Source organism: Luteipulveratus flavus (assembly GCF_029439465.1).
In the GTDB taxonomy this organism is placed as follows: domain Bacteria; phylum Actinomycetota; class Actinomycetes; order Actinomycetales; family Dermatophilaceae; genus Luteipulveratus; species Luteipulveratus flavus.
In genome coordinates this window covers 14,691-35,042 of sequence record NZ_JAROAV010000046.1, presented here as the reverse complement: position 1 = coordinate 35,042, position 20,352 = coordinate 14,691, and the positions used below count along the sequence as shown (strand labels likewise).

The following is a 20,352-nucleotide window of genomic DNA, read 5'->3' as shown; positions in this document are numbered from 1 at the left end:
ACCAGCGGGGTGGCGGGATGGTCAGATGCGCTCGACGAGGGTGGCGACGCCCATGCCGCCGCCGATGCAGAGCGTGACGACGGCGCGTCGGGCGTCGCGACGCTCCAGCTCGTCCACGACGGTGCCCACGAGCATCGCGCCGGTCGCGCCGAGCGGGTGACCCATCGCGATCGCGCCGCCGTTGACGTTGAGCTTCTCGTCCGGGATGCCGGTGTCGCGCTGGTACTTCAGCACCACCGACGCGAACGCCTCGTTGATCTCGAAAAGGTCGACGTCGTCGGCGGTGATGCCGGCCGTCGTGAACAGCTTCCGCGTCGCCGGCGTGGGACCCGTCAGCATGATCGTCGAGTCGGCGCCGCTGGTCGCGGTGGCCACGATCCGAGCCCGGGGCGTGAGGCCGAGGTCCGTACCGACCTGCTCCGAACCCACCAGCACCAGCGAGGCGCCGTCCACGATGCCGGACGAGTTCCCTGCGTGGTGAACGTGATTGATGCGTTCGACCGCGTGATACTTCTGCAGCGCCACGGCGTCGAAGCCGCCGACGTCGCCGATGGTCGCGAACGACGGTTTCAGGGCCGACAGCGACTCGACGCTCGACTCGGGCCGCATGTGCTCGTCGTGGTCCAGGATCGTCAGGCCGCTCCGGTCGCGGACCGGGACGACCGACTTCTCGAAGTGGCCGTTCGCCCACGCCTTTGCGGCCGCCTGCTGGGACCGTACGGCGTACGCGTCGACGGCCTCGCGGCTGAACCCCTCGATGGTGGCGATCAGGTCGGCGCCGATGCCCTGGGGGACGAAGGAGGTGTCGTAGTTGGTGGCCGGGTCCATCGCCCAGGCGCCGCCGTCGGAGCCGATCGGCACCCGGGACATCGACTCGACGCCGCCGGCGATGATGAGCTGGTCCCAGCCGGAGCGGACCTTCTGCGCCGCGGTGTTGACCGCCTCCAGCCCCGAGGCGCAGAAGCGGTTGAGCTGCACGCCCGCGACGGTGTCCGGCAGGCCGGCCGCCAGGGCCGCGCTGCGCGAGATGACCGAGCCCTGGTCGCCGACGGGGGACACCACGCCGAGGACGACGTCGTCGATCAGGTCGGTGTCGAGGGTGGGGTTGCGCCGACGCATCTCCTCGATCAGGCCGACGACCAGGTCGATGGGCTTCACGCCGTGCAGCGACCCCTTCTTGCCGCGCCCGCGGGGGGTGCGGATCGCGTCGTACACGAAGGCTTCCGTGCTCATCACGGTCCTCTCGGGTGGTCTTACCCACGAGTATCCAAGTGCTATTGACAGGGTGTCAACAGGGCTCCGATGATGTGTTCGACCACCGGACGAAGGGCGAGGGCATGGACGACGGACGCGGTGCACGGCTCGCCGAGCCGGACCCAACCGCGCCCCTGGCCGCCGTCGGGCAGACCTCGGCGCGGGTGCGGCTGGAGCCGGACGTACGCCGCCAGCAGATCCTGCGGTGCGCGCTGCAGATCTTCGGTGAGCGGCCCTACGCGGAGGTGTCGACCCAGGACCTGGCGTCGGCCGCGGGCGTCACGCGCGGACTGATCCACCACTACTTCGGCACCAAGCGCGGCCTCTACCTGGAGGTCGTCCGCGCCATCGCCCTCATCCCCGAGGACGACGTCGCCGACGCGCCCAGCGGGCCGATGCGCGCACGGGTCGAGGCCGGCGTCGACTGGTTCCTCGACATCGTCGCGCGTCACCCGCGGACCTGGGTGGCGGCGACCGGGGCCGAGGGCGTCGCGGGCGATCCCGAGGTCGAGCGCATCCTCGCCGAGGCCGACGACCGCGCCGCCCGGCGGGTGCTGCAGGTGCTGGGCCGCCCCGCCGACGACCCGCGCGAACGTTCCCTGCTGCGCGCGTACGTCCAGCTGGGCAAGGGGGCCGCCCGCGAGTGGGTGCGCGACGGCGACCTCGGCCGGACCCAGGTCCGGCTGCTGCTGGTCGAGTCACTGATGGCGATCGTGCGGGACGTGCTTCCCGTGCTGGACGACGCGGGCCCGCACCGGGCCGCCGGCGAGGACGAGGAGAAGAACCCCTGATGCCCGACGACGTACGCTCCACCGGCCCGCTCGCCGGCACCCGGGTGGTCAGCCTGGCGATCAACCTGCCCGGCCCGGCGGCCGCTGCACGGCTGGGTGCGCTGGGCGCCGACGTCACCAAGGTCGAGCCGCCGAGCGGTGACCCGCTGGCGGCAGCGTCGCCCGCCTACTACGAGCAGCTCGTCGCCGGCCAGGAGGTCGTCACGCTCGACCTGAAGGACCCGAGCGAGCGCGACGTGCTCTGGGGGCTGCTCTCCGACGCGGACCTGCTGCTGACCTCTTCCCGCCCGTCGGCGCTGGCGCGGCTGGGGCTCGATCCGGAGACGCTGCACGCGCGGCTGCCAGGGCTGTGCCAGGTGGCGATCGTCGGCCATCCGGGCGCGGGTGCCGAGGTCGCCGGCCACGACCTGACGTACCAGGCCGCGGTCGGGACGCTCCAGCCTCCGCACCTGCCCACCGTGCTCGTCGCCGACCTGGCCGGCGCCGAGCGGGCGGTCGCGGACGGCCTGGCCGCGCTGCTCGAGCGCGCTCGTACCGGGGTCGGCGTCCACCGCGAGGTCGCCCTGAGCGATGTCGCGCAGGCCATGGCGCAGCCGGCGGTGCACGGTCTGACCGGCTCCGACGGCTTCCTCGGGGGAGCGCTCGCGGCGTACGGGATCTACGCCGCCGCAACCGGATTCGTCGCGGTGGCCGCCCTGGAGGGTCACTTCTGGACGGCGCTCACCGAGCAGCTCGGCGTCGAGGGCAGCCGCGGTGACCTGGAGGCCGCGTTCAGCACGCGTACGGCGCAGGAGTGGGAGGCGTGGGGTCGTGAGCACGGCCTGCCCGTCGCCGCCGTACGCACACCCGTCCCTGTACCCGCACGGAGTGAGGACTGACCCATGCAGCTGACCAGCACCTACCGCTCGCCGTGGATGACCGAGGAGCTCGACGAGGTCCGCACGCTCGCGCGCACCTTCTTCCAGAAGGAGTCGGTCCCGAACCAGGAGCGGTGGGCCGAGCAGCACCACGTCGACCGCGAGTACTGGAACGCGGCCGGCGCGGCCGGGCTGCTGTGCATCGCGATCCCGGAGGAGTACGGCGGAGGCGGCGGCACCTTCGCCCACGAGGCCGTGGTGATGGAGGAGCAGTCCGCGGCCGGCGACGACGCGTTCGGCTACAGCGTGCACTCCACCATCGTGGCGCCGTACATCGCCCGGTACGGGACAAAGGAGCAGAAGCAGCGCTGGCTGCCGCGCCTGGCGACCGGTGAGCTCGTCGGCGCCATCGCGATGACCGAGCCCGGTGCCGGCTCGGACCTGCAGAGCCTGCGGACCTCCGGCCGGCTCGACGGTGACGCCTACGTCGTCAACGGGTCCAAGACGTTCATCACCAACGGCACCCACGCCGAGCTGGTCATCATCGTCACCCGCACCGGCGAGGAGGAGGGGGGCAAGGGCTTGTCTCTGCTGGTCGCCGAGACCGACGGGCTGGACGGCTTCGAGCGTGGGCGGGTCCTGAAGAAGATCGGCATGCCCGGGCAGGACACCCGCGAGCTGTTCTTCTCCGACATGCGGATCCCGCGGGAGAACCTGCTCGGCGGCGTCGAGGGTCAGGCGTTCACGCAGCTGATGGAGCAGCTGCCGCAGGAGCGGCTCATCATCGCCGTCGGGGCCGTCCGCACCGCCGAGCTGGCCGTCGAGCAGACGGTCGCGTACGCCAAGGAGCGGCAGGCGTTCGGGCGGGACCTGATGACGTTCCAGAACACCCGGTTCGTGCTGGCCGAGTGCGCGACCGAGGTACGGGTGCTCCGGGCCTTCGTCGACCAGTGCGTCGAGGCGCACGTCCGCGGTGAGCTCGACGCGCAGAACGCCTCGATGGCCAAGTGGTACGCCACCGAGAAGCAGTGCGAGGTCGTCGACCGGTGCCTGCAGGTGTTCGGCGGGTACGGCTACATGCTGGAGTACCCGATCGCCCGCGCGTACGCGGCCGCGCGCGTGCAGAAGATCTACGGCGGGACGAACGAGATCATGAAGGAGCTCATCGCCCGCACGCTCTGAGCCGAGCCCGCCTCAGCGGCGGTCGCCTGATCCTCCGAGGACGGCGCGACGCTGCCGGTCGGCGAGCTTGGCGACGTTGCGCTGGGCGACGTCGTCGAGCGAGAGGTCGAGGTAGTTCGCGAGGACGGCGGTGTACCAGAGCACGTCGCCGAGCTCGGCAGCCATGTCGTCGCGGTCCAGCCGGGCCAGGTCGCTGTTCTGGTCGCGGACCAGCTTCTTGACCTTCTCGGCGATCTCACCCGCCTCGCCCACCAGGCCGAGGACCAGATGCATGAACTCGTCCGGGGCGTCCTTGTCGCGGGCCGTGCGCAGCGCTGCGCGCTGGTAGTCGTCGCAGTCCATGGCGCGATGCTAGGGCGGCGCCGGCGGTCCGGGACGGGGTGTCCGGTTCGTGACGCCGTACGCCGCGGCCGGCATCGTCGTACGGTCGACCCATGGCGCACCCTCGGCGGTACCGCGACGACGACCCGTACCTCGCTCGGCTGCGCGGTCTCGCGCTGGCGCTGCCCGGCGCCCAGGAGAAGGAGTCGCACGGGCACCCGAACTTCTTCACCACGAAGGTGTTCGCGGTCTTCGGCGGGATGCTCAAGGGCGACCACCACTCCGACACGTACGCGCAGTCGGTGCTGGTGCTGCCCGACGAGGACGAGCGGGCGGCGCTGCTGGAGGACGAGCGATGCTTCCTGCCCGCGTACTACGGCCCGTCCGGCTGGGTCGGCCTGAACTTCCGCGCGACCGAGCCCGACTGGGACGAGGTCGCCGACCTGCTGGACATGTCGTACCGCAACACCGCCCCGAAGCGGCTCGTCACCGAGCTCGACGGTCGGTCCGGCTGACGGCGAGCCAGCTGGCCAGCAGGGCTCCGCCGACCGGGATCTCCATCAGGAACACGAACCCGCGGTAGAGCAGGATCGCCGCCGCGGCACCCGCTGCCGGAGCGCCCATCGCCACCAGCACGCCCGCCATGCCGACCTCGACGAACCCGGCTGCTCCTGGCGTGAGCACGAGCAGCGTGAGGACGTTCTGCACCGCGTACGCCGCGAACACGATCGCCGGGTGGACGGACAGGCCGACCACCTCCAGGCACGTCCACAGCAGGACCGCCTGCATCGCGGCGTACGCGAGCTTGCCGACGGTCAGTCGGAACCAGCCGGTGGCGACCAACCCGGCGGTGTCGCGACGCATCTCCACCGCGCCGGCACCCCAGTCGCTCGGTTCGACCGGGCGGCGCAGACGCCGAGCCGCGCGTCCCGCCGTACGGCCGAGGCCGCGGGCGAGCCGGTCGCTGCGGAAGAGGGCGACCACCAGGGCGGCCGTCAGCGCCAGTCCGAGCGCGCTGACCAGGGCGACGGCCCGGAGCGTGTCGCTGCCGTGCGCCGCCGCGGCCAACCACCCGACGGCGACGGCTGGGAGAGCGAGCTTCACGAGCGTGTCCCACACATTGGTGACCAGCGCCCAGCGCGCGAACTCCACCCGCCCGAAGCCCCATCTCCGGGCCATCGAGTAGTTCGCCACCGTGCCGGCCGCGCCACCGAGCGGCAGCAGGTTGGAGACGAAGCTGCCGGTGATGTTGAGCAGGAACGAGCGCCGGTGCGACAGGCCGGGCAGCGCGGCGGAGAGCGCGAGGGTATGGACCGCCAGCCCGAGGAGCCACAGGGCAGCCAGGACGCCGAGCTGCCACGGGCGTACGGCGGCGACGGTGCTGCCGATCTCCGACCAGGACGCGCCCACCGCCCGGGGGAGCGCCCACGCCAGCAGCGCCGCGGTGAGCCCGACGCCCAGGCCGGCCTTCAGCGCGACAGGCCACCACCGCCTGGCCCGTCCCGGCTTTCCCGGCCCTTCCGGACCTCCCGGCCGAGTGCGCGTGTCCTGCTGGTTCGGGGTGTCCGAACCTCGCACGACGCGCGCACTCGGCCGGGAAGGGGGTGGGGTCGGGAAGCCGGTCGGCCGGGGGGCTGGCGAGGTGGACGGAGCGGGCAGGCGAGTGACGGCGGGAGCGGTCATGGTGTGGATGCTCGCCGCGCGCGGCCCGTGGCGTCGTCACCCCGATGGGTCGCTCTCGACGGCGGCATCACTCCTGAGGGCTACCCCTGTTGACATGGGAACCTGAACTATCCAATAGTTAGATAGTTCAAGTTCCTAGATCGAGGTGGCGACGATGATGCTCTCCGACGAGTCCCGGGTGCTGGCCGGCATCCTGCTGCTGTCGCTGGTGACGGTCGAGACCGGCGGGCTGTACCTGCTGCGCATCGTCCGCGGTGGCGAACGGGTGACGGCGTTCCAGGAGAAGTTCGCCCGCGCGGGCCACGCGCACGCCGGCGTCCTTCTGCTGCTGGCCCTGATCTGCCAACTGCTCGCCGACTCCACGACGCAGACCGGTTTCTTCGACTGGCTCTCCCGCGCGGGCGTCGCGGTCGCCGCGCTGCTGATGCCCGGCGGGTTCTTCTTCTCCTCGATCGGCGCGGGCCGGGAGAAGCCGAACCGTCTCATCGCGATGGTCTTCGCCGGTGGCGCGCTGCTGGCGGCGAGCCTGATCAGTCTCGGCGTCGGACTGCTCACGGCCTGACCGGTCTGCACCGGGCCCTGCGCACAGGCCACCCGCGTGCCCGGGGGCGTCCAGACAACTGAGTCGCTCGAATCTGACGCACTAGCAAGCCAGTCGCACTCGAATGTCTCAGTTGCCCAGGCGGCGGTGGACGCGTCCGGCGACGGACCCGTACGGCGGGTGGGGTCAGTCGACGGCGTACGCGGGCGTGGGCAGGACGTACGGCGGGTGCGTGACGTGCGTCGGCGCGGGCTCGACGTCCGCGGAGGCGGGCACGGGGCGGGCGCTGACGGCGCGGTGCCGGCCGCGGACCAGCCACCACACCAGCGCGGAGCCGCCGACCGGGATCTCCAGCGCGAAGGTGAAGCCGCGGTAGACCAGGATCCCGGCGGCGGCCGCGGGGGCGGGGACGCCGAGAGCGACGAGCACGCCCGCCATGCCGACCTCGACCACCCCGGCGGCGCCCGGCGTCAGCGAGGCGAGGCTGAGCACCTGCTGCGCGGCGTACGCGGCGAACACGACGGCCGGGTCCACGGACGCCCCCACCGCGAGCAGGCAGCCCCCGAGCAGCGCGGTCTGCAGGACGACGTACAGCACGTTGCCGGCGGTGAGCCGGGGCCAGGCGCGGGCGACGAGCCCGGCGGTGTCCCAGCGCATCTCCCCGGCCCGGCGGGCCCAGGCGGCGGGGTCGACCTCGCGGCCGGCACGTACGGCGAGGCGGCCGGCGCGGTGCCCGGCGGCGTGGGCCAGGCGGTCACTGCGCAGCAGCACCCCGGCTCCGGCCACCACGGCGGCCAGCAGGAGCAGGCTCCACATCGCGGTCCAGAACAGGGCGTTCTCACCCGGCGAGGTCGCTCCGAGCCAGGTGACGGCGAGGACAGGCAGGCCGAGCTTGAACAGCGTGTCCCACAGGTTGGTGACCATGGCGTAGCGAGCGAAGTCGACGCCGGTGAACCCCCAGCGCCGGACCATCGAGAAGTTCACGGCGGTGCCGGCCGCTCCGCCGAGGGGCAGCGTGTTGGCGACGGCGGCACCGGTCTGGCTCATCAGCAGCGACTGGCGGTGCCGGAGACCGGGCATCGCGGCGGCCAGCATGATCGTGTGGCTGCAGATGCCGATCGCCCACAGCAGTGCCAGCGCGACCAGCCCCCAGGTCGGGATGCCGGCGATCGTGGCGCCGATCTGGGACCAGGACGCGCCGACCGCTCGGGGCAGGCCCCACACGAGTGCGGCGGCGGTCAGGGTGAGGCCGAGCAGGGCCTTGACGGTGGCGGCGACACGGCAGCGGACACGGCTCGGCGGGGCGCACGAGGGCACGGTCGGCTCGGGGGAGGAGCTGATCGGCATGCTGAGCACGGTGCCACGCCAACCCTGTGGCTCCGCACAGACAACGCGTGAACGTCCGGCGACGACCTCGCGGGCGGGGTCTGCCGGCGCGGTCGTCGCTCGGGCGGGACGCCTGTCATCCCGGGACGATCTGGCCCCCCGGCCCGCTGCGACCGGCGGACGAGAGGAGGCCGGCCGGAGCGATGACCATTCACAGAGACGGACGTCCACATGGTGGACACCCCTGGTTCGCGCGGCCCGAGCGCCGCTGGTGCGTCCCGCGACATCGCGGGACAACCTGGCCGTCACCTCGCGTTCGCGCCGTCGTGCCGTTGTTACAGTCCTCCGGTGCTTCTTGACCACGCGGCCGTGACCGAGGCTCTCGGTGTCGCCATCCCCGAGTCGGTGACCTCGGTCAGCGCCGTCACCCACGACTCCCGCGACGTCGTGCCCGGCGGCGCGTTCGTCGCCATCCCCGGCTTCCTCGCCGACGGCGTCGACTTCGTGCCGCAGGCCATGGAGCGCGGCGCTGCCCTCGTGATCGCCGAGCGCGACGTGCCCGGTGCACCGGTCGCGGTCGTCCCGGACGCCCGCCGCGCGCTCGCCCGCCTCGCGGTCGAGGTGACCGGCCGTCCGTCCGAGAAGCTCACCGTCTACGGCATCACCGGTACGAACGGCAAGACGACCAGCTCGTACGTCCTGCACGCGATCCTCTCGGCCGCGTACGGCGCCGAGCACACCGGCCTGATGACCACCGCCGAGATCGTCGTCGGGGCAGAGCGCGAGGCCGCGGTCCGGACGACCGGTGAGGCGCCGCTGGTCCAGGGCACCCTGTCCCGGATGGTCGAGGCGGGCGTGCAGCACGTCGTCCTCGAGACGTCCTCGCACGGCATCCACCTGGACCGGGTTCTCGGAACCCGTTACGCCGCAGCGCTTTTCACCAACCTCACGCGTGACCACATCGACCTGCACGGGACGATGGAGGACTACTACCTCACCAAGCGCAAGCTGTTCGAATGGTGCAAGGGTCCGCGGCTCAGCAACGTCGACGACGGGTACGGCCGCCGCCTCGCCGAGGAGATCCCCGGCACCCTGACGTTCGGCCTGGCCGAGGGTGCGGACTACCGCATCGTCAACGAGCGGGTCGAGGGCGCGGGCACGACGTTCGAGCTGCACACGCCGTCCGGCGCGCTGGACCTGCGGACCCCGCTGCTCGGCGACTACAACGTGCACAACGTTGCCGGCGCCTCCGCGATCGCCCTGGAGATGGGGATGGACACCGACGTGCTCGTCCGTGCCGTCGAGGCGATGGGACAGGTGCCGGGCCGGTTCGAGCGGGTCCCGGCGGCGCTGGAGCGCGGTCTCGAGGTCGTCGTCGACTACGCCCACACCGACATCGGGCTGGAGGCCGTGCTCGACGTCGCCCGCGAGGTCGCCGGCTCCCGCAGCGCGAACGCCCGTGTCATCTGCGTGTACGGCGCGGCCGGCGACCGGGACAAGGCCAAGCGGCCGCTGATGGGTCAGGTCGCCTCGCGCCTGGCCGACATCGGCATCATCACCACCGACGACGCCTACTCCGAGGACCCGCAGGCGATCGCCGACGAGGTCGCCACCGGCGCCGACCTGTCGCGGACGGCCATCGTGCTGGATCGTCGCAAGGCCATCGAGCACGCGCTCGCGCAGGCAGGGCCGGGTGACGTGGTCGTGGTCGCGGGCAAGGGCCACGAGCGCGTCCAGCACCTGCCCGACGGGGACGTGGAGTTCCACGACGCCACCGTCGTGACCGAGATCCTGGTCGCCCGCGGCTGACCGGCGGGGTCGTACGGCGCGATGTCGCGGCAGGTGGCCCCGGAGCGGGACGCAGGGGGGCACGTACGGCGCGATGTCGCGGCCAGTGGCCCTCGTCGCTCGCGCGGCTCCGAGACGCCCCCGGCAAAAGCTGGTGATGAGCACATGCATGCGTGTGCTGACGGCCCACTTTTGCCGGGAGGATGCGCGGGCTTCCTGCGGCCGGCGCGTGCGGCAGTGGGCGCGGGCGGGCCGGGTCAGGGGAGGGGCTTGACCAGCAGCTCGAACTCGAGGTCGTCGCGCTGCGGGATCCCGAACCGTTCGTCGCCGTACGGGAAGGGTGACATCTCGCCGGTACGCCGGTAGCCGCGCCGCTCGTACCAGCGGATCAGGTCCTCGCGCTGCCGGATGACGGTCATGTGCAGGTCGGCGGCACCCCAGTCGGTGCGCGCACGCCGCTCGGCCTCGGCGATGACCGCTCGTCCGACACCGCCGCCCTGCAGCGTGGGGCGTACGGCGAACATCCCGAAGTAGGCGTGATCGCCACGGTGCTCCAGCTGGCAGCAGGCAACGAGGACGCCGTCCCGCTCGGCGAGCAGCAGCCGGCTGCGGTCACGGGCGATGACGTCTGCGACGCCGTCCGGGTCGGTGCGCCGGCCCTCGAGCAGGTCGGCCTCGGTGGTCCACCCGGCCCGGCTGGCCTCGCCGCGGTAGGCGGACTCGACGAGCGCCACGACGTCGGGCACGTCGTCGGCGGTCGCGTCGCGATAGGTCAGTACGGCCTGCGTCATGCCGGCAGTCTCCCCGACGGCCGCCTCGCCGGTTGAGCCGGGACGATCCCGCCGGTCGAGCCGGGACGATCCACCGGTCGAGCCGGGCGAGCGCCCTGGCGCGAGCCCGTGTCGAGATCCGGTACGGCGCGGGGAGAGTCTCCCCGGGCGTCGGGTGGTTTCGACACGGCCCTCGGCTGGCGCCTCGGACCGGCTCAACCGGCGGGGGTGGCTCAACCGGCGGGGGTGTGGCGCCCGGTCAGCCGGTGGCGACGGTGTCGCGCTCGATCCAGCTCGCGTCGGGTGTGCGGTCGCCGGCCGGCTCCATCGTGCCGAGCTCCGCGACCACCTCGTCCGGCAGCTGCAGGGTGGTGGCGCCGATGTTCTCCTCCAGGTACGTCCGGCGCTTGGTGCCCGGGATGGGTACGACGTCCTCACCCTGCGCGAGCAACCACGCGAGTGCGACCTGGCCGGGCGTGGCGTCCAGGTCGGCGGCGATCTGGCGGATCCGGTCGACCAGGGCGATGTTCTTCGCCAGGTTGTCGCCCTGCCAGCGCGGCAGCGTCGAACGGAAGTCGTCCGAGCCGGGCTTCGTCGCAGCGGCCGAACCCGTCAGCAGCCCACGGCCGAGCGGCGAGTACGGCACCAGCGCCGTGCCGAGTGCCCGCGCCTCCGGGACCACCGCGCGTTCGATGTCCCGGCTGAAGATCGACCACTCCGTCTGGACGGCCGCGATCGGGAACACCTCGCTCGCGCGGCGCAGCGTGTCCGCGGACGCCTCGGACAGGCCGATCTGGCGGATCTTGCCCGCGTCGACCAGCTGCGCCATCGCGCCGACGGACTCCTCGATCGGCACCTGCGGGTCGGGCCGGTGCAGGTAGTACAGGTCGATGCGGTCCACCCCGAGGCGGGACAGCGAGGCGTCGACCGCCTTCGCCGCGTGCCCGGCCGAGCCGTCGACCTGACCGGTGGGCATCGACGTGTCGGGATCGGTGATCAGGCCGAACTTGGTGGCCAGCACGACCTCGTCGCGCCGCGTCCGCAGCACCTCGGCGAGCAGCTCCTCGTTGTGCCCGTTGCCGTACGCGTCCGCGGTGTCGAGGAAGTTCACACCGAGGTCGAGTGCGCGGTTCAGGGTGGCGAGCGCCTCGGTGCGGTCGGGCGTGCCGTACGCGAACGACATGCCCATGCAGCCGAGGCCGAGCGCGGACACCTCCAGGTCGGCGATGCGGCGGCGGGGGATCTGGGTTCTCATCGGCGTACTCCTTCGGGGGAAGTCATGGGGTGCAGGCGCCGCCGTACGTCGCGATCTTGTGGTCGGTCACGGCCAGCGAGACCTGCAGCTCGGCGATCTGCCGGGCGATCTGCGCCCGGTGCGCCTGCATCAGCGCGAGGCGTTCGGGGACGGTCGACTCGCCCTGGTCGACGAGCTCGACGTACCTCGTCAGGTCGCGGATGGACATCCCGGACAGCCGCATCCGGGTGAGGAAGGTGATGCGCCGGACCGAGTCGGCGTCGTACATCCGGTGGCCGGACGCGGCGCGCGGCACCGACACGAGGCCGATGCGCTCGTAGTAGCGCAGGGTGTGCGGGCTGAGGTCGAGCAGCGCGGCGACCTGGGCAACGGTCAGCGGGTCGGTGATCTCGTCGTCGGTGAGGAGGGCGTTGACCTGGTCGATGCTGATGGGCTCGTCACCGTGCCGTGCGGCGAGCGCCCGGTCGATGATCGTCGAGGTGGTCATACCTTCGACCGTAGAAGTTGGACCACGCTCGAAGGCAAGCCCTCAGCGGAAGAACTTCTGCACGATGCTCGGTGAGACGTCGTCCAGGGAGGTGTGCTGCCAGGTCGGCTTGCGGTCCTTGTCGACCAGCTGGGCCCGGACGCCCTCGGCGAAGTCGCCGTCCGCGACCAGGTTGCCGGCGACGACGAGGTCCTGGTCCAGCACCTCGCGGACCGTCCGCATCGTCGCGGCACGGCGCAGCGCCTCCAGGGTCACCGCGACCGACAGCGGCGAGCGCCCGGCGAGGATGTCGCCCGCGTGCTGGGCGGCGGGGTCGTCGTGCTCCCGCAGCCGGCGCAGGATCGTCGCGGCGTCGTTGCCGGCGTAGCACTCGTCGATCCAGGACCGCGCGGCGAGCAGGTCCGCGGACGGCGTCCGGTCGCCGAGGTCGGTGGGGACGGGGGCGCCGTGAGCGAGGCGCGCCAGCAGGTCGGGCCACCGCTCGGCCGGGATCAGCGCGTCCGCCAGCCCAGCGGCGATCGCGCCGGGGCCGTCCACGGGCGTACCGGTCAGCGCGAGGTGGGTGCCGATCTCGCCGGGGGTACGGGCGAGGAGGTAGAGCGCGCCCACGTCCGGGAAGAGCCCGATGCCCGTCTCCGGCATCGCCACGGTCGAGCGCTCGGTGACCAGCCGCAGCCGCGTGTACGCCGACACGCCGACGCCGCCGCCCATCACGACACCGTCCTGGAACGCCACGACCGGCTTCGGGTAGGTCGCGAGCAGGGCGTTCATGGCGTACTCGGCGCGGAAGAACGCCGTACGGTCGCCACCCGCGAGCCACGTCCGGCGTACGGCGACGACGTCACCTCCCGCGCACAGGCCGCGCTCGCCGGCGCCCTCGATGGACACGGTGACCACGCTGGGGTCGTCGGCCCAGGCGCGCAGGGCGCCGGCGACGGCAGTGACCATCGGCTGGGTCAGGGCGTTGATGGCGCGGGGGCGGTCGAGCACGATCCGGCCGAGGGCGCCGTCGCGGCTGACCCGGACCTCGTCGGTGGAAGCGGTGGCAGACACGGCCGACCACTGTAAACGGCGCCACGCCTACAGTGACGGCGTGGGGCGGACACTGACCGGACGCGCGCCGCTCGTCGTCGCCCACCGCGGGGCCAGCGCGGCCGAGCCCGAGCACACCCTGCGGGCGTACGAGCGCGCCATCCACGACGGCGCCGACGCGGTCGAGTGCGACGTCCGGCTGACCGCCGACGACGAGCTCGTGTGCGTCCACGACCGCCGCGTGGACCGGACGTCCGACGGCCGCGGGGTGGTCTCGGACATGCGGCTCGCGGACCTGCTGGAGCTGGACTTCGGCGGTCCGGGTGGTCCGGGCTCGACGATCCTGCTGCTGCGCGACCTGCTCGACCTGCTGGACCGGGCGCCACGACGGGTCGACCTCGCGGTCGAGACCAAGCACCCGGCCAAGTACGGCGGACGGCTGGAGTCGCGCCTCGCCCGGCTGCTGCACGAGACCGGGTACGCCACGCCGACCCCGGACCGGCCGAACGTGCGGATGATGTCGTTCTCGGTGCTGGCGGTTCGCAGGTTCGGGCGGCTCTGCCCCCAGCTGCCGCGAGTGCTCCTGGCCGAGCTCGGCATCGTCCCGTCCGTCCGTGCCGGTCGCCTCCCGTACGACGTGGGCGCCATCGGGATCGGCGCGAGCCTGCTGCGGCGTGACCCCGAGATCGTCGACCGGCACCACGCCCGCGGGCACGAGGTGTACGTCTACACCGTCGACCACGATGCGGACCTGCAGCGGTGCCTCCGTTCCGGAGTGGACGCCATCATCACCAACCGCCCCGCATGGGTGATCTCGGTGCTCGGCACGCGGTGAGCGGGTGGGGGCGATTGCCCCGCTTGCTTGAGTTTGCAATGATCGCCGCTGGCCCCATCGTCGAGTGTGCAAGGTTTCTGGGATGGCGACACAGACCAACAAGAAGCAGATGGACGCCAGGGTGCGCACCGTCCGGCTCGCGTGGAGCCTGGAGTCGGTGCCCGAGATCCGTCGGGTCCTGGTCGAGGACCTCTCCGACGGCACCGTCCCCGAGGAGATCATCCACGAGGCCGAGACCGTGGTGTGCGAGCTGGTCGCCAACGCCGTACGGCACGCGAAGCCTCTCCCGGACGGGAGCGTCCGGGTGCACTGGAAGGTACGAGCGCCGCGCGTCGAGCTCGAGGTGACCGACGGTGGTGGCGGCAAGATCCCCACGCCGAAGCCGCCGACCACCTGGGCGCCCGCCGGCCGTGGCCTGCGAATCGTGCGCAGCATGGCCCACGAGTGGGGCGTGAGCGAGGAGCGGCAGGGCCGCACCGTGTGGGCCGCCCTCGGTGGCCCCTCCCGCCGCCGCGCCTGACCCGGACGCCGCCACCGCTGGTTGAGCCGGTGAGCCGCTAGGCGAGCCGTGTCGAAACCCGGTGACTCGTGGGGAGAGTCTCCCCCGGCCGCACCGGGTTTCGACTCGGTCCTCGGCTGGCGCCTCGGACCGGCTCAACCAGCGGTGGCTCGGACCGGCTCAACCAGCGGTGGCTCGGACCGGCTCGACCGGCGTGCCCGGGCCGCCGATAGGCTGCCCGACCATGGGCAAGGCTTCCAGGCGCAAGGGCAAGGACCCGAAGGCGCCGCGCGATCCGAGCACGCTACCGGCACCGTTCGTCGGGCGGCCGTTCGAAGGGCTCCCCGCGGAGACCGAGTGGGTCGCGATGCGCGAGATCGTCCCCGCCGCCACCGCGACGATCCGCTACACCGTCGACGGGTCGAGCGCGCAGGCGACCGTGGCGACGGTGCTGCCGATGGCGTGGCCCGCGCTGCACCGCGACACCGGTGAGGTGCTCATCGCCCTCCAGGCCGGTGGCGGCAGCGGTGACGCCAGCCGGGACCTCGCGCAGGCGCTGCTCGCTGCCGCAGACCTCGCCGAGGGCGAGCCGCTGACCACCGCGCCGCGCGCGACCGCCGGCTCCCCTCGGCTGCAGGACCTGCTGGACGCCGACCAGCCGTTCGAGGCCGACCTGCACGAGGGTTTCGACTTCTGGGTGGCCGGCGCCGATCTGGACGCCGAGGGCCAGGCGTCCCTGGAGCGCGCCAACGAGGCCGCCGCGCCGACCCGCCGCCTCGCCGGGGCGACCTCCGCGTACTGGTGCCGCATCGGTGACCGGACGTACGTGCGCTGGGTGCTCCCGCACGACGAGGACAAGGCCACGGACGCGCTGGCCCGGTTGCACGCGGCCGACCACAGCCGCCTCGGGGACGGCCGGCTGCTCGGGGCGTTCCGCGCGTCCGGGCTGCTGGTGCCCGTCTGGGAGGTCGACGCCGGTACCGACCCCGCCGCCCTCGATGAGCCGATGACCGCGCTGGCGGCCGCGTTCGGCGAGGCGTTGGAGTCGTCGGCGCCCCTCACCCCTGACGAGCGTCGCGCCCGCAACGGGATCGTGAGCCGTCAGGTGACCCTGCGCTGACATGCAGCCGTTCGTCGCCGTGATCCCGGCCAAGGACGAGGCCGAGCGGATCGCGGCGACCGTCCAGGCGGTGCGATCCATCCCGGATGTCGCCGCGGTGGTCGTCGTCGACGACGGATCCAGCGACGCCACAGGCGATCTCGCGCGTACAGCCGGGGCCGACGTGGTCCGCCACCCGCGCAACCGTGGCAAGGCGGCCGCGCTGACCACGGGCGCCGCGTACGCCATGGAGCGAGGCCACGGCGACCTGCCGCTGCTCTTCGTGGACGCCGACCTCGAGGCGTCGGCCGCGCGGCTCGGGGTGCTCGTCCCCCCGGTCGCCGACGGTCGGGCCGACCTGACGATCGCCACGCTGCCCCCGCAGAAGACCGCCGGCGGCGGACGAGGTTTCGTGGTTCGGTTGGCGCGCAACGGGATTCAGCGCCTCACCGGGTTCGAGGCACAGCAGCCGCTCTCGGGGATGCGCTGCCTGGATCGTGCCGCGTACGACGCCGCACAGCCCCTCGCCCGCGGCTGGGGCGTCGAGACCGCGATGACGATCGACGTCCTGCGCGCCGGGCTGACCGTGCTGGAGGTGCCGTGCGAGCTGCACCACCGGGTGACCGGCTCGGACTGGCGCGGCCAGGTCCACCGCGCCAAGCAGTACCGGGACGTCTGGCTCGCCCTGGCCCGACGGCGGCTGCGACGATGAGCCAGGTGGTCGAACGGCTCCGAGTTCCGTTGCTGCTGCTGGCTTTCGGGCTTCTGTTCCTGGTCGCGGGGTCCGAGCCGTCTGCCGCGAAACCGCCGCTAGGCAGCCCGGGCTGGGCGCCCGGTGACCTCGGCCTCCACTTCGGCTCCAAGGCGGCCACGACCGTCCTGTTCATCGCGTACATCAGCGGCGCGCTCGCCGTGCTGATCGGCCTGTGGCGGCCGCGGCTCGGACACCGCTGGATCGTGTGGGTCGTGGTGCTGGCGGGCCTGGCCTTGCTGACCGCCCCGATCGGCAGCGGCGACCACACCAACTACGCCGCGTACGGGCGGATCGCGATGCAGGGTGGTGACCCGTACGTCGCCTCACCGCACGACTGGCGCGGCGGGCTCGACCCGATCACCGCCTCGGTGCAGCCGCCGTGGCAGGACACGCCGAGCATCTACGGGCCGTTCGCGACCTCGCTGATGGCCGTCTCGTCCTGGATCGGCGGCGACAACCTCCGGCAGACGGTCTGGATCTGGCAGCTGATCGTCGTGGTCGCGTGGCTGGCGATGCGGGTCGTGCTGCTGCGCCTCGCGCAGGGCGACCGGGCCCGGGGGCGTGTGGACGTGCTCTGGACGTTCAACCCGCTGGTGTTCGGCGTGCTCGTCCTCGGCGCCCACGTGGACGTGATCGCCGGTCTGTTCGCCTGCGCCGCGCTGCTGCTCGCGCGCCGGGACCCGTTCGTCGCCGGCCTGTTCGTCGGAGCGGCGTTCAGCACGAAGGTCACGTACGGCGTGGTCGCAGCCGGGATCCTGTGGGCGTGGCGGGCGGCCGTCCTGCGTCGTCCGGCGTGGGACGGGTTCGCCCCGGCCCGCGGCCTGGCCGGACGCTGGCGGTGGCTGTCCCGACCGCTGGTCGCCGAGACCGGGGCGCGCCGTGAGGTCGTCCGCCTGCTGCTCGGCGCGCTGGTGATCGTCGTGCCCTGCTACGTGGTCGGCGGCCCGCACGTCCTCAAGCAGCTGGGCGCGGCCGGCGGGTCGTTCTCGTACGCGACACCCGCCGCACCCCTGTGGCGCGGCCTGCGTCACGTGCTGCCCGAGTGGGCGGTGACCGTCGTCGTACTCACGCTCGCGGTCGTCGCGATGATCGGGCTCGCGTGGCTGCTGATCCGGGTCGCGACGCTGCGGGGTCTGGGCCGCCGCATCCCCGACGCCACGACGCGCCAGGCGATCGTGGTCACCTGGGCCCTCTCGACCGCGTACGTCCTGTGCGCGCCGTACTCGCTGCCCTGGTACGACACGCTGACCTGGGCGCTGCTGCCGCTGCTGGTCGAGCTGGCGTGGGACGGCGTGCTGCTGTTCCGGTACCTGTTCATGGCGCTCGCGTACGTGCCGGGCCGGGTGCTCGAGCTGACCCCGGGCGTACGGGACTGGACACTCGGGTTCCGGTCGAACGTCGCCCCCTGGGCCGGCTGGATCGCCCTGATCGCGCTGCTCCTGCTGGCCCGGAGCCGGCTTCGTGCGGGACCGGTCCGCCCGGTCACGGCGCGCTCGTCCGCGTCGTCCTCCGGCTGAGCCCGCCCCGCCCCCGCGGCAGGGGAGCCTGTCGCCGGCACCTAGCGGCACCCACTCACCCGTCCGGTCGAGTGCGCGTGTCGTGTCACTCTCGGGCCGGAAATCCAGCAGGACGCGCTCACTCGGCCGAGCGGCACCGGCAAAGGTTGGTGATCCGCACAGCCACGCGTGTGCCGGCGACCAACCTTTGCCGGGTGGGGCAGTGCACAGCGGCGGTCAGGCGCCCTGTTCCTCGGGCCGCCGCATGGACGCGGCGATCGCCACGAGCAGCGGGACCGCCAGCTGCGCGCCGGTCGCGGGGACGCCGACGCCGGAGTCGTTGAGCAGGAACGCGACCGACCAGCAGGCGAGCACTGCCCCGACGATCTCTCGCAGCAGCGGCACCTGCTCCCACAGCGGCACCAGCGGCCGACCGACCGGGGAGTCCGGACGCACGACCGCCCAGATCGCGGCGACCATCGCGACGGGCACGAGCACGGTCAACGGCGAGGAGGTGAGCAGCTCCCAGTTCTGCGACAGCTTGCTGCCCACGACGCCGAACCCCTCGCCGTCGACGACCTGCTGCACGAACCGGCCGAGGTGGGTCCGGGAGGACGCGGGCCGAAGCCAGTCCAGGACCGCGAGGGCCGCCGCGATCAGTACCACGGCACCCGCGATCAGCAAGGCCCGCCGCCAGGTGATCCGCAGCCCGAGCACGAGGCAGGCCAGCAGCGCCGTACCCACGACGAGCGCGGGCGGCCCGCCGAAGTCGGCTCCCCATGACGGCCAGCCGTCCACGAGGACCGCCGCGAACCCGACCAGCACGACGGTCGCGACCGCGAGCCGTCGGTCGGTGTCGTCGGCGTCGTCCCACCACAGCAGCCGGGCCGCGAGCAGGCCGCCGAGCAGCAGCACCGCCGTCGCGAACACGCCGAACCCGGCGTTGCCCATCCCGTAGTAGCGCCCGCCGTACAGCGGCTGAAGACCCTGCAGGGCGAGCAGCTGCAGGTGGCTGCCGGAGATGACGTCCAGCGCCAGGACCGCCGCGGTGACGCCCGCGACCACGACGGCCGGCCCGGCGGACCAACGCCGCCACGGGCCGAGCAGGGCCACGAGGGACACCGCGCCGGCGAACGCGAACGTCCCGAGCGCGTACCAGAGGAGCACCGGACCGCCGGTCCACCAGGGGACGAGCGACACCAGGTACGTCGCGACGGGGAGGGCCCCCAGGAGCACAGCGCCCGGACGCAGCCACGCGGATGGACGGCGGGTGCGGCGCCGGGTGAGGTACACGACGGCGGCCGCGCCGACGTACAGGACGGCAAGGCCGACGAAGAACGGGGTGAGCGCGTGGTTGCTCTCGTTGATCGAGCGTTCGAGGGTGCGGTTGCGGTCGACCAGCGTGCCGACCGGTGCCGTGGACGGGATGACCGCGAGCTCCTGACCGGCGACGCCCTCGGGGGTCAGGTCGAACCGGGCGAGCGCGGTCGCGGTCAGGTCGGCGGCCTGTGCGAAGCCTTCCTGGTGGGTGGAGGGCGACCAGATCGTGCCGCGGGCCACGCGCGGGCCCACCAACGTGAGCGAGCGGAGCGCGGGGCGGTCCTCTCGGCCGTCGGAGAGCCCGGTGATCGCCACCGTCGCGTTGCCCGGCACGCTGTCGAAGACCCGCGCGAGCGCCGCGTCGGCGTCCGGGCGCGCCGCACCGGTCGGGGTACCGAGGTCGACGAACGTGACCGCGCAGGCGGCGAGGTCGGCGCCGGCCGTGGACGGCCAGTAGCGGGCGACCCGCCCGGAGCGGTCGGCGGCGGCGAGAGCGGCGCCGGGACCCACGGCCGCGACGCACTGCCGCCGAGCCGCGAGCTCCGAGGCGAGCAGACCGAGGTCGGGCGGGGAGCGCAGGTCGTCGTTGTCCCGGCGCCAGTCGGCCCAGCGCGGCCAGGTCGCACCCGCGCCGCTGACCTGCGGCGACGGCGTCGGGCCGCACCCAACCCGGGCGCCGTCCCCCGCGCCGAGGGAGAGCCAGGCGTCGGGCGTACAGGTCGGTGTCGAGGTGGCGCGTACGGACGACGAGCCGGTGGCGGCGACGTCGAGCAGCGGCCAGAGGGCCGGGTTCGACCGCTCCGACAGGTTCTCCCAGGACTGCCCGGGTACGCCGATCACGACGAGCGGGCCTGGCTGGGTGATGGGGACGCGCTCATCGGTGGCGGTCAGGCGGACCAGCGCGAACGCGACGAGCACGAAGGAGAAGAGGCTCACCACGACGGCGATGACCCAGCGGCGAACCATGCGCCACAGGGTATGGGGCGCGGCTCACCCACCACGCACACCCTCGCCGGTCGAGCCCCGTGGCCGCGGTCACCTGGTCTCGACACGGGCCTCACT

The 20,352-nt window shown here is 73.0% G+C and carries 20 protein-coding genes; 11 read left to right on the top strand and 9 right to left on the bottom strand.

Annotated features, from left to right (window positions below; all coding sequences use genetic code 11):
• Positions 1-21: 21 nt before the first annotated feature.
• Complete coding sequence (locus P4R38_RS17515; RefSeq protein WP_277193285.1) at positions 22-1,233, bottom strand: acetyl-CoA C-acetyltransferase; 1,212 nt, start codon at positions 1,231-1,233, stop codon at positions 22-24.
• Positions 1,234-1,337: 104 nt separating this feature from the next.
• Between P4R38_RS17515 and P4R38_RS17510 the strand changes: the two genes are divergently transcribed.
• From P4R38_RS17510 to P4R38_RS17500, 3 genes are read left to right on the top strand one after another with little or no spacing between them, the layout of a single operon-like run.
• Positions 1,338-2,045: a TetR/AcrR family transcriptional regulator gene (locus P4R38_RS17510; protein WP_277193284.1), complete on the top strand. Its 708-nt coding sequence runs from the start codon at positions 1,338-1,340 to the stop codon at positions 2,043-2,045.
• Entirely contained in the window at positions 2,045-2,923 is an 879-nt protein-coding gene (locus P4R38_RS17505; protein ID WP_275236574.1) for a CoA transferase, read from the top strand. Before P4R38_RS17510 ends, P4R38_RS17505 begins: the two co-directional genes overlap by 1 nt.
• 3 nt (positions 2,924-2,926) lie before the next feature.
• Complete coding sequence (locus P4R38_RS17500) at positions 2,927-4,084, top strand: acyl-CoA dehydrogenase family protein (protein WP_277193283.1); 1,158 nt, start codon at positions 2,927-2,929, stop codon at positions 4,082-4,084.
• Between the two features lie 12 nt (positions 4,085-4,096).
• Here P4R38_RS17500 and P4R38_RS17495 read toward each other — a convergent pair whose 3' ends face one another.
• Positions 4,097-4,426, bottom strand: a complete 330-nt coding sequence (locus tag P4R38_RS17495) for a nucleoside triphosphate pyrophosphohydrolase family protein (RefSeq protein ID WP_275236572.1) — start codon at positions 4,424-4,426, stop codon at positions 4,097-4,099.
• 92 nt (positions 4,427-4,518) lie between these two features.
• On the opposite strand from P4R38_RS17495, the gene P4R38_RS17490 reads away from it, so the two are divergent.
• Positions 4,519-4,920, top strand: coding sequence for an MmcQ/YjbR family DNA-binding protein (locus tag P4R38_RS17490; protein WP_275236571.1), 402 nt, complete (start codon positions 4,519-4,521; stop codon positions 4,918-4,920).
• Here the strand turns inward: P4R38_RS17490 and P4R38_RS17485 are convergent.
• The gene (locus P4R38_RS17485; RefSeq protein ID WP_277193282.1) at positions 4,892-5,983 is read right to left on the bottom strand and encodes a lysylphosphatidylglycerol synthase domain-containing protein; all 1,092 of its coding nucleotides are present in this window, start codon (positions 5,981-5,983) and stop codon (positions 4,892-4,894) included. The two genes, P4R38_RS17490 and P4R38_RS17485, sit on opposite strands and share 29 nt — an antisense overlap.
• Positions 5,984-6,242: 259 nt before the next feature.
• Between P4R38_RS17485 and P4R38_RS17480 the strand changes: the two genes are divergently transcribed.
• Complete coding sequence (locus tag P4R38_RS17480) at positions 6,243-6,650, top strand: hypothetical protein (RefSeq protein WP_277193281.1); 408 nt, start codon at positions 6,243-6,245, stop codon at positions 6,648-6,650.
• 165 nt (positions 6,651-6,815) lie between these two features.
• Here the strand turns inward: P4R38_RS17480 and P4R38_RS17475 are convergent, their stop codons facing one another.
• The gene (locus tag P4R38_RS17475) at positions 6,816-7,976 is read right to left on the bottom strand and encodes a lysylphosphatidylglycerol synthase transmembrane domain-containing protein (RefSeq protein ID WP_277193280.1); all 1,161 of its coding nucleotides are present in this window, start codon (positions 7,974-7,976) and stop codon (positions 6,816-6,818) included.
• Positions 7,977-8,303: 327 nt separating this feature from the next.
• On the opposite strand from P4R38_RS17475, the gene P4R38_RS17470 reads away from it, so the two are divergent.
• On the top strand, positions 8,304-9,764 hold the full coding sequence (locus tag P4R38_RS17470; protein WP_277193279.1) for a UDP-N-acetylmuramoyl-L-alanyl-D-glutamate--2,6-diaminopimelate ligase: 1,461 nt from the start codon (positions 8,304-8,306) through the stop codon (positions 9,762-9,764).
• 236 nt (positions 9,765-10,000) lie between these two features.
• On the opposite strand, the gene P4R38_RS17465 is transcribed toward P4R38_RS17470, so the two are convergent.
• The 4 genes from P4R38_RS17465 to P4R38_RS17450 all read right to left on the bottom strand — a co-directional run bounded on the left by P4R38_RS17465 (position 10,001) and on the right by P4R38_RS17450 (position 13,308).
• Entirely contained in the window at positions 10,001-10,534 is a 534-nt protein-coding gene (locus tag P4R38_RS17465) for a GNAT family N-acetyltransferase (protein ID WP_277193278.1), read from the bottom strand.
• A 238-nt stretch (positions 10,535-10,772) separates the two neighbouring features.
• The gene (locus P4R38_RS17460) at positions 10,773-11,768 is read right to left on the bottom strand and encodes an aldo/keto reductase (RefSeq protein ID WP_277193277.1); all 996 of its coding nucleotides are present in this window, start codon (positions 11,766-11,768) and stop codon (positions 10,773-10,775) included.
• 22 nt (positions 11,769-11,790) lie between these two features.
• On the bottom strand, positions 11,791-12,255 hold the full coding sequence (locus P4R38_RS17455; protein ID WP_275239088.1) for a MerR family transcriptional regulator: 465 nt from the start codon (positions 12,253-12,255) through the stop codon (positions 11,791-11,793).
• Between the two features lie 42 nt (positions 12,256-12,297).
• A complete protein-coding gene (locus P4R38_RS17450; RefSeq protein ID WP_277193276.1) occupies positions 12,298-13,308 on the bottom strand; it encodes an enoyl-CoA hydratase/isomerase family protein in 1,011 nt (336 codons plus the stop codon).
• A 40-nt stretch (positions 13,309-13,348) separates the two neighbouring features.
• On the opposite strand from P4R38_RS17450, the gene P4R38_RS17445 reads away from it, so the two are divergent.
• From P4R38_RS17445 to P4R38_RS17425, 5 genes are all read left to right on the top strand, one after another.
• Positions 13,349-14,122 (top strand): glycerophosphodiester phosphodiesterase, encoded by a 774-nt coding sequence (locus P4R38_RS17445; RefSeq protein WP_277193275.1) that lies wholly within the window; start codon positions 13,349-13,351, stop codon positions 14,120-14,122.
• 82 nt (positions 14,123-14,204) lie between these two features.
• The gene (locus tag P4R38_RS17440) at positions 14,205-14,642 is read left to right on the top strand and encodes an ATP-binding protein (RefSeq protein ID WP_275239091.1); all 438 of its coding nucleotides are present in this window, start codon (positions 14,205-14,207) and stop codon (positions 14,640-14,642) included.
• Between the two features lie 223 nt (positions 14,643-14,865).
• A complete protein-coding gene (locus P4R38_RS17435) occupies positions 14,866-15,741 on the top strand; it encodes a DUF5926 family protein (protein ID WP_277193274.1) in 876 nt (291 codons plus the stop codon).
• 1 nt (position 15,742) lies between these two features.
• Entirely contained in the window at positions 15,743-16,432 is a 690-nt protein-coding gene (locus P4R38_RS17430) for a glycosyltransferase (RefSeq protein ID WP_277193273.1), read from the top strand.
• Entirely contained in the window at positions 16,429-17,991 is a 1,563-nt protein-coding gene (locus P4R38_RS17425) for a putative hexosyltransferase (protein ID WP_277193272.1), read from the top strand. The genes P4R38_RS17430 and P4R38_RS17425 overlap by 4 nt, the downstream gene beginning before the upstream one ends.
• 216 nt (positions 17,992-18,207) lie before the next feature.
• Here P4R38_RS17425 and P4R38_RS17420 read toward each other — a convergent pair whose 3' ends face one another.
• Positions 18,208-20,256 (bottom strand): hypothetical protein, encoded by a 2,049-nt coding sequence (locus P4R38_RS17420; RefSeq protein WP_277193271.1) that lies wholly within the window; start codon positions 20,254-20,256, stop codon positions 18,208-18,210.
• Between the last annotated feature and the right edge of the window lie 96 nt (positions 20,257-20,352).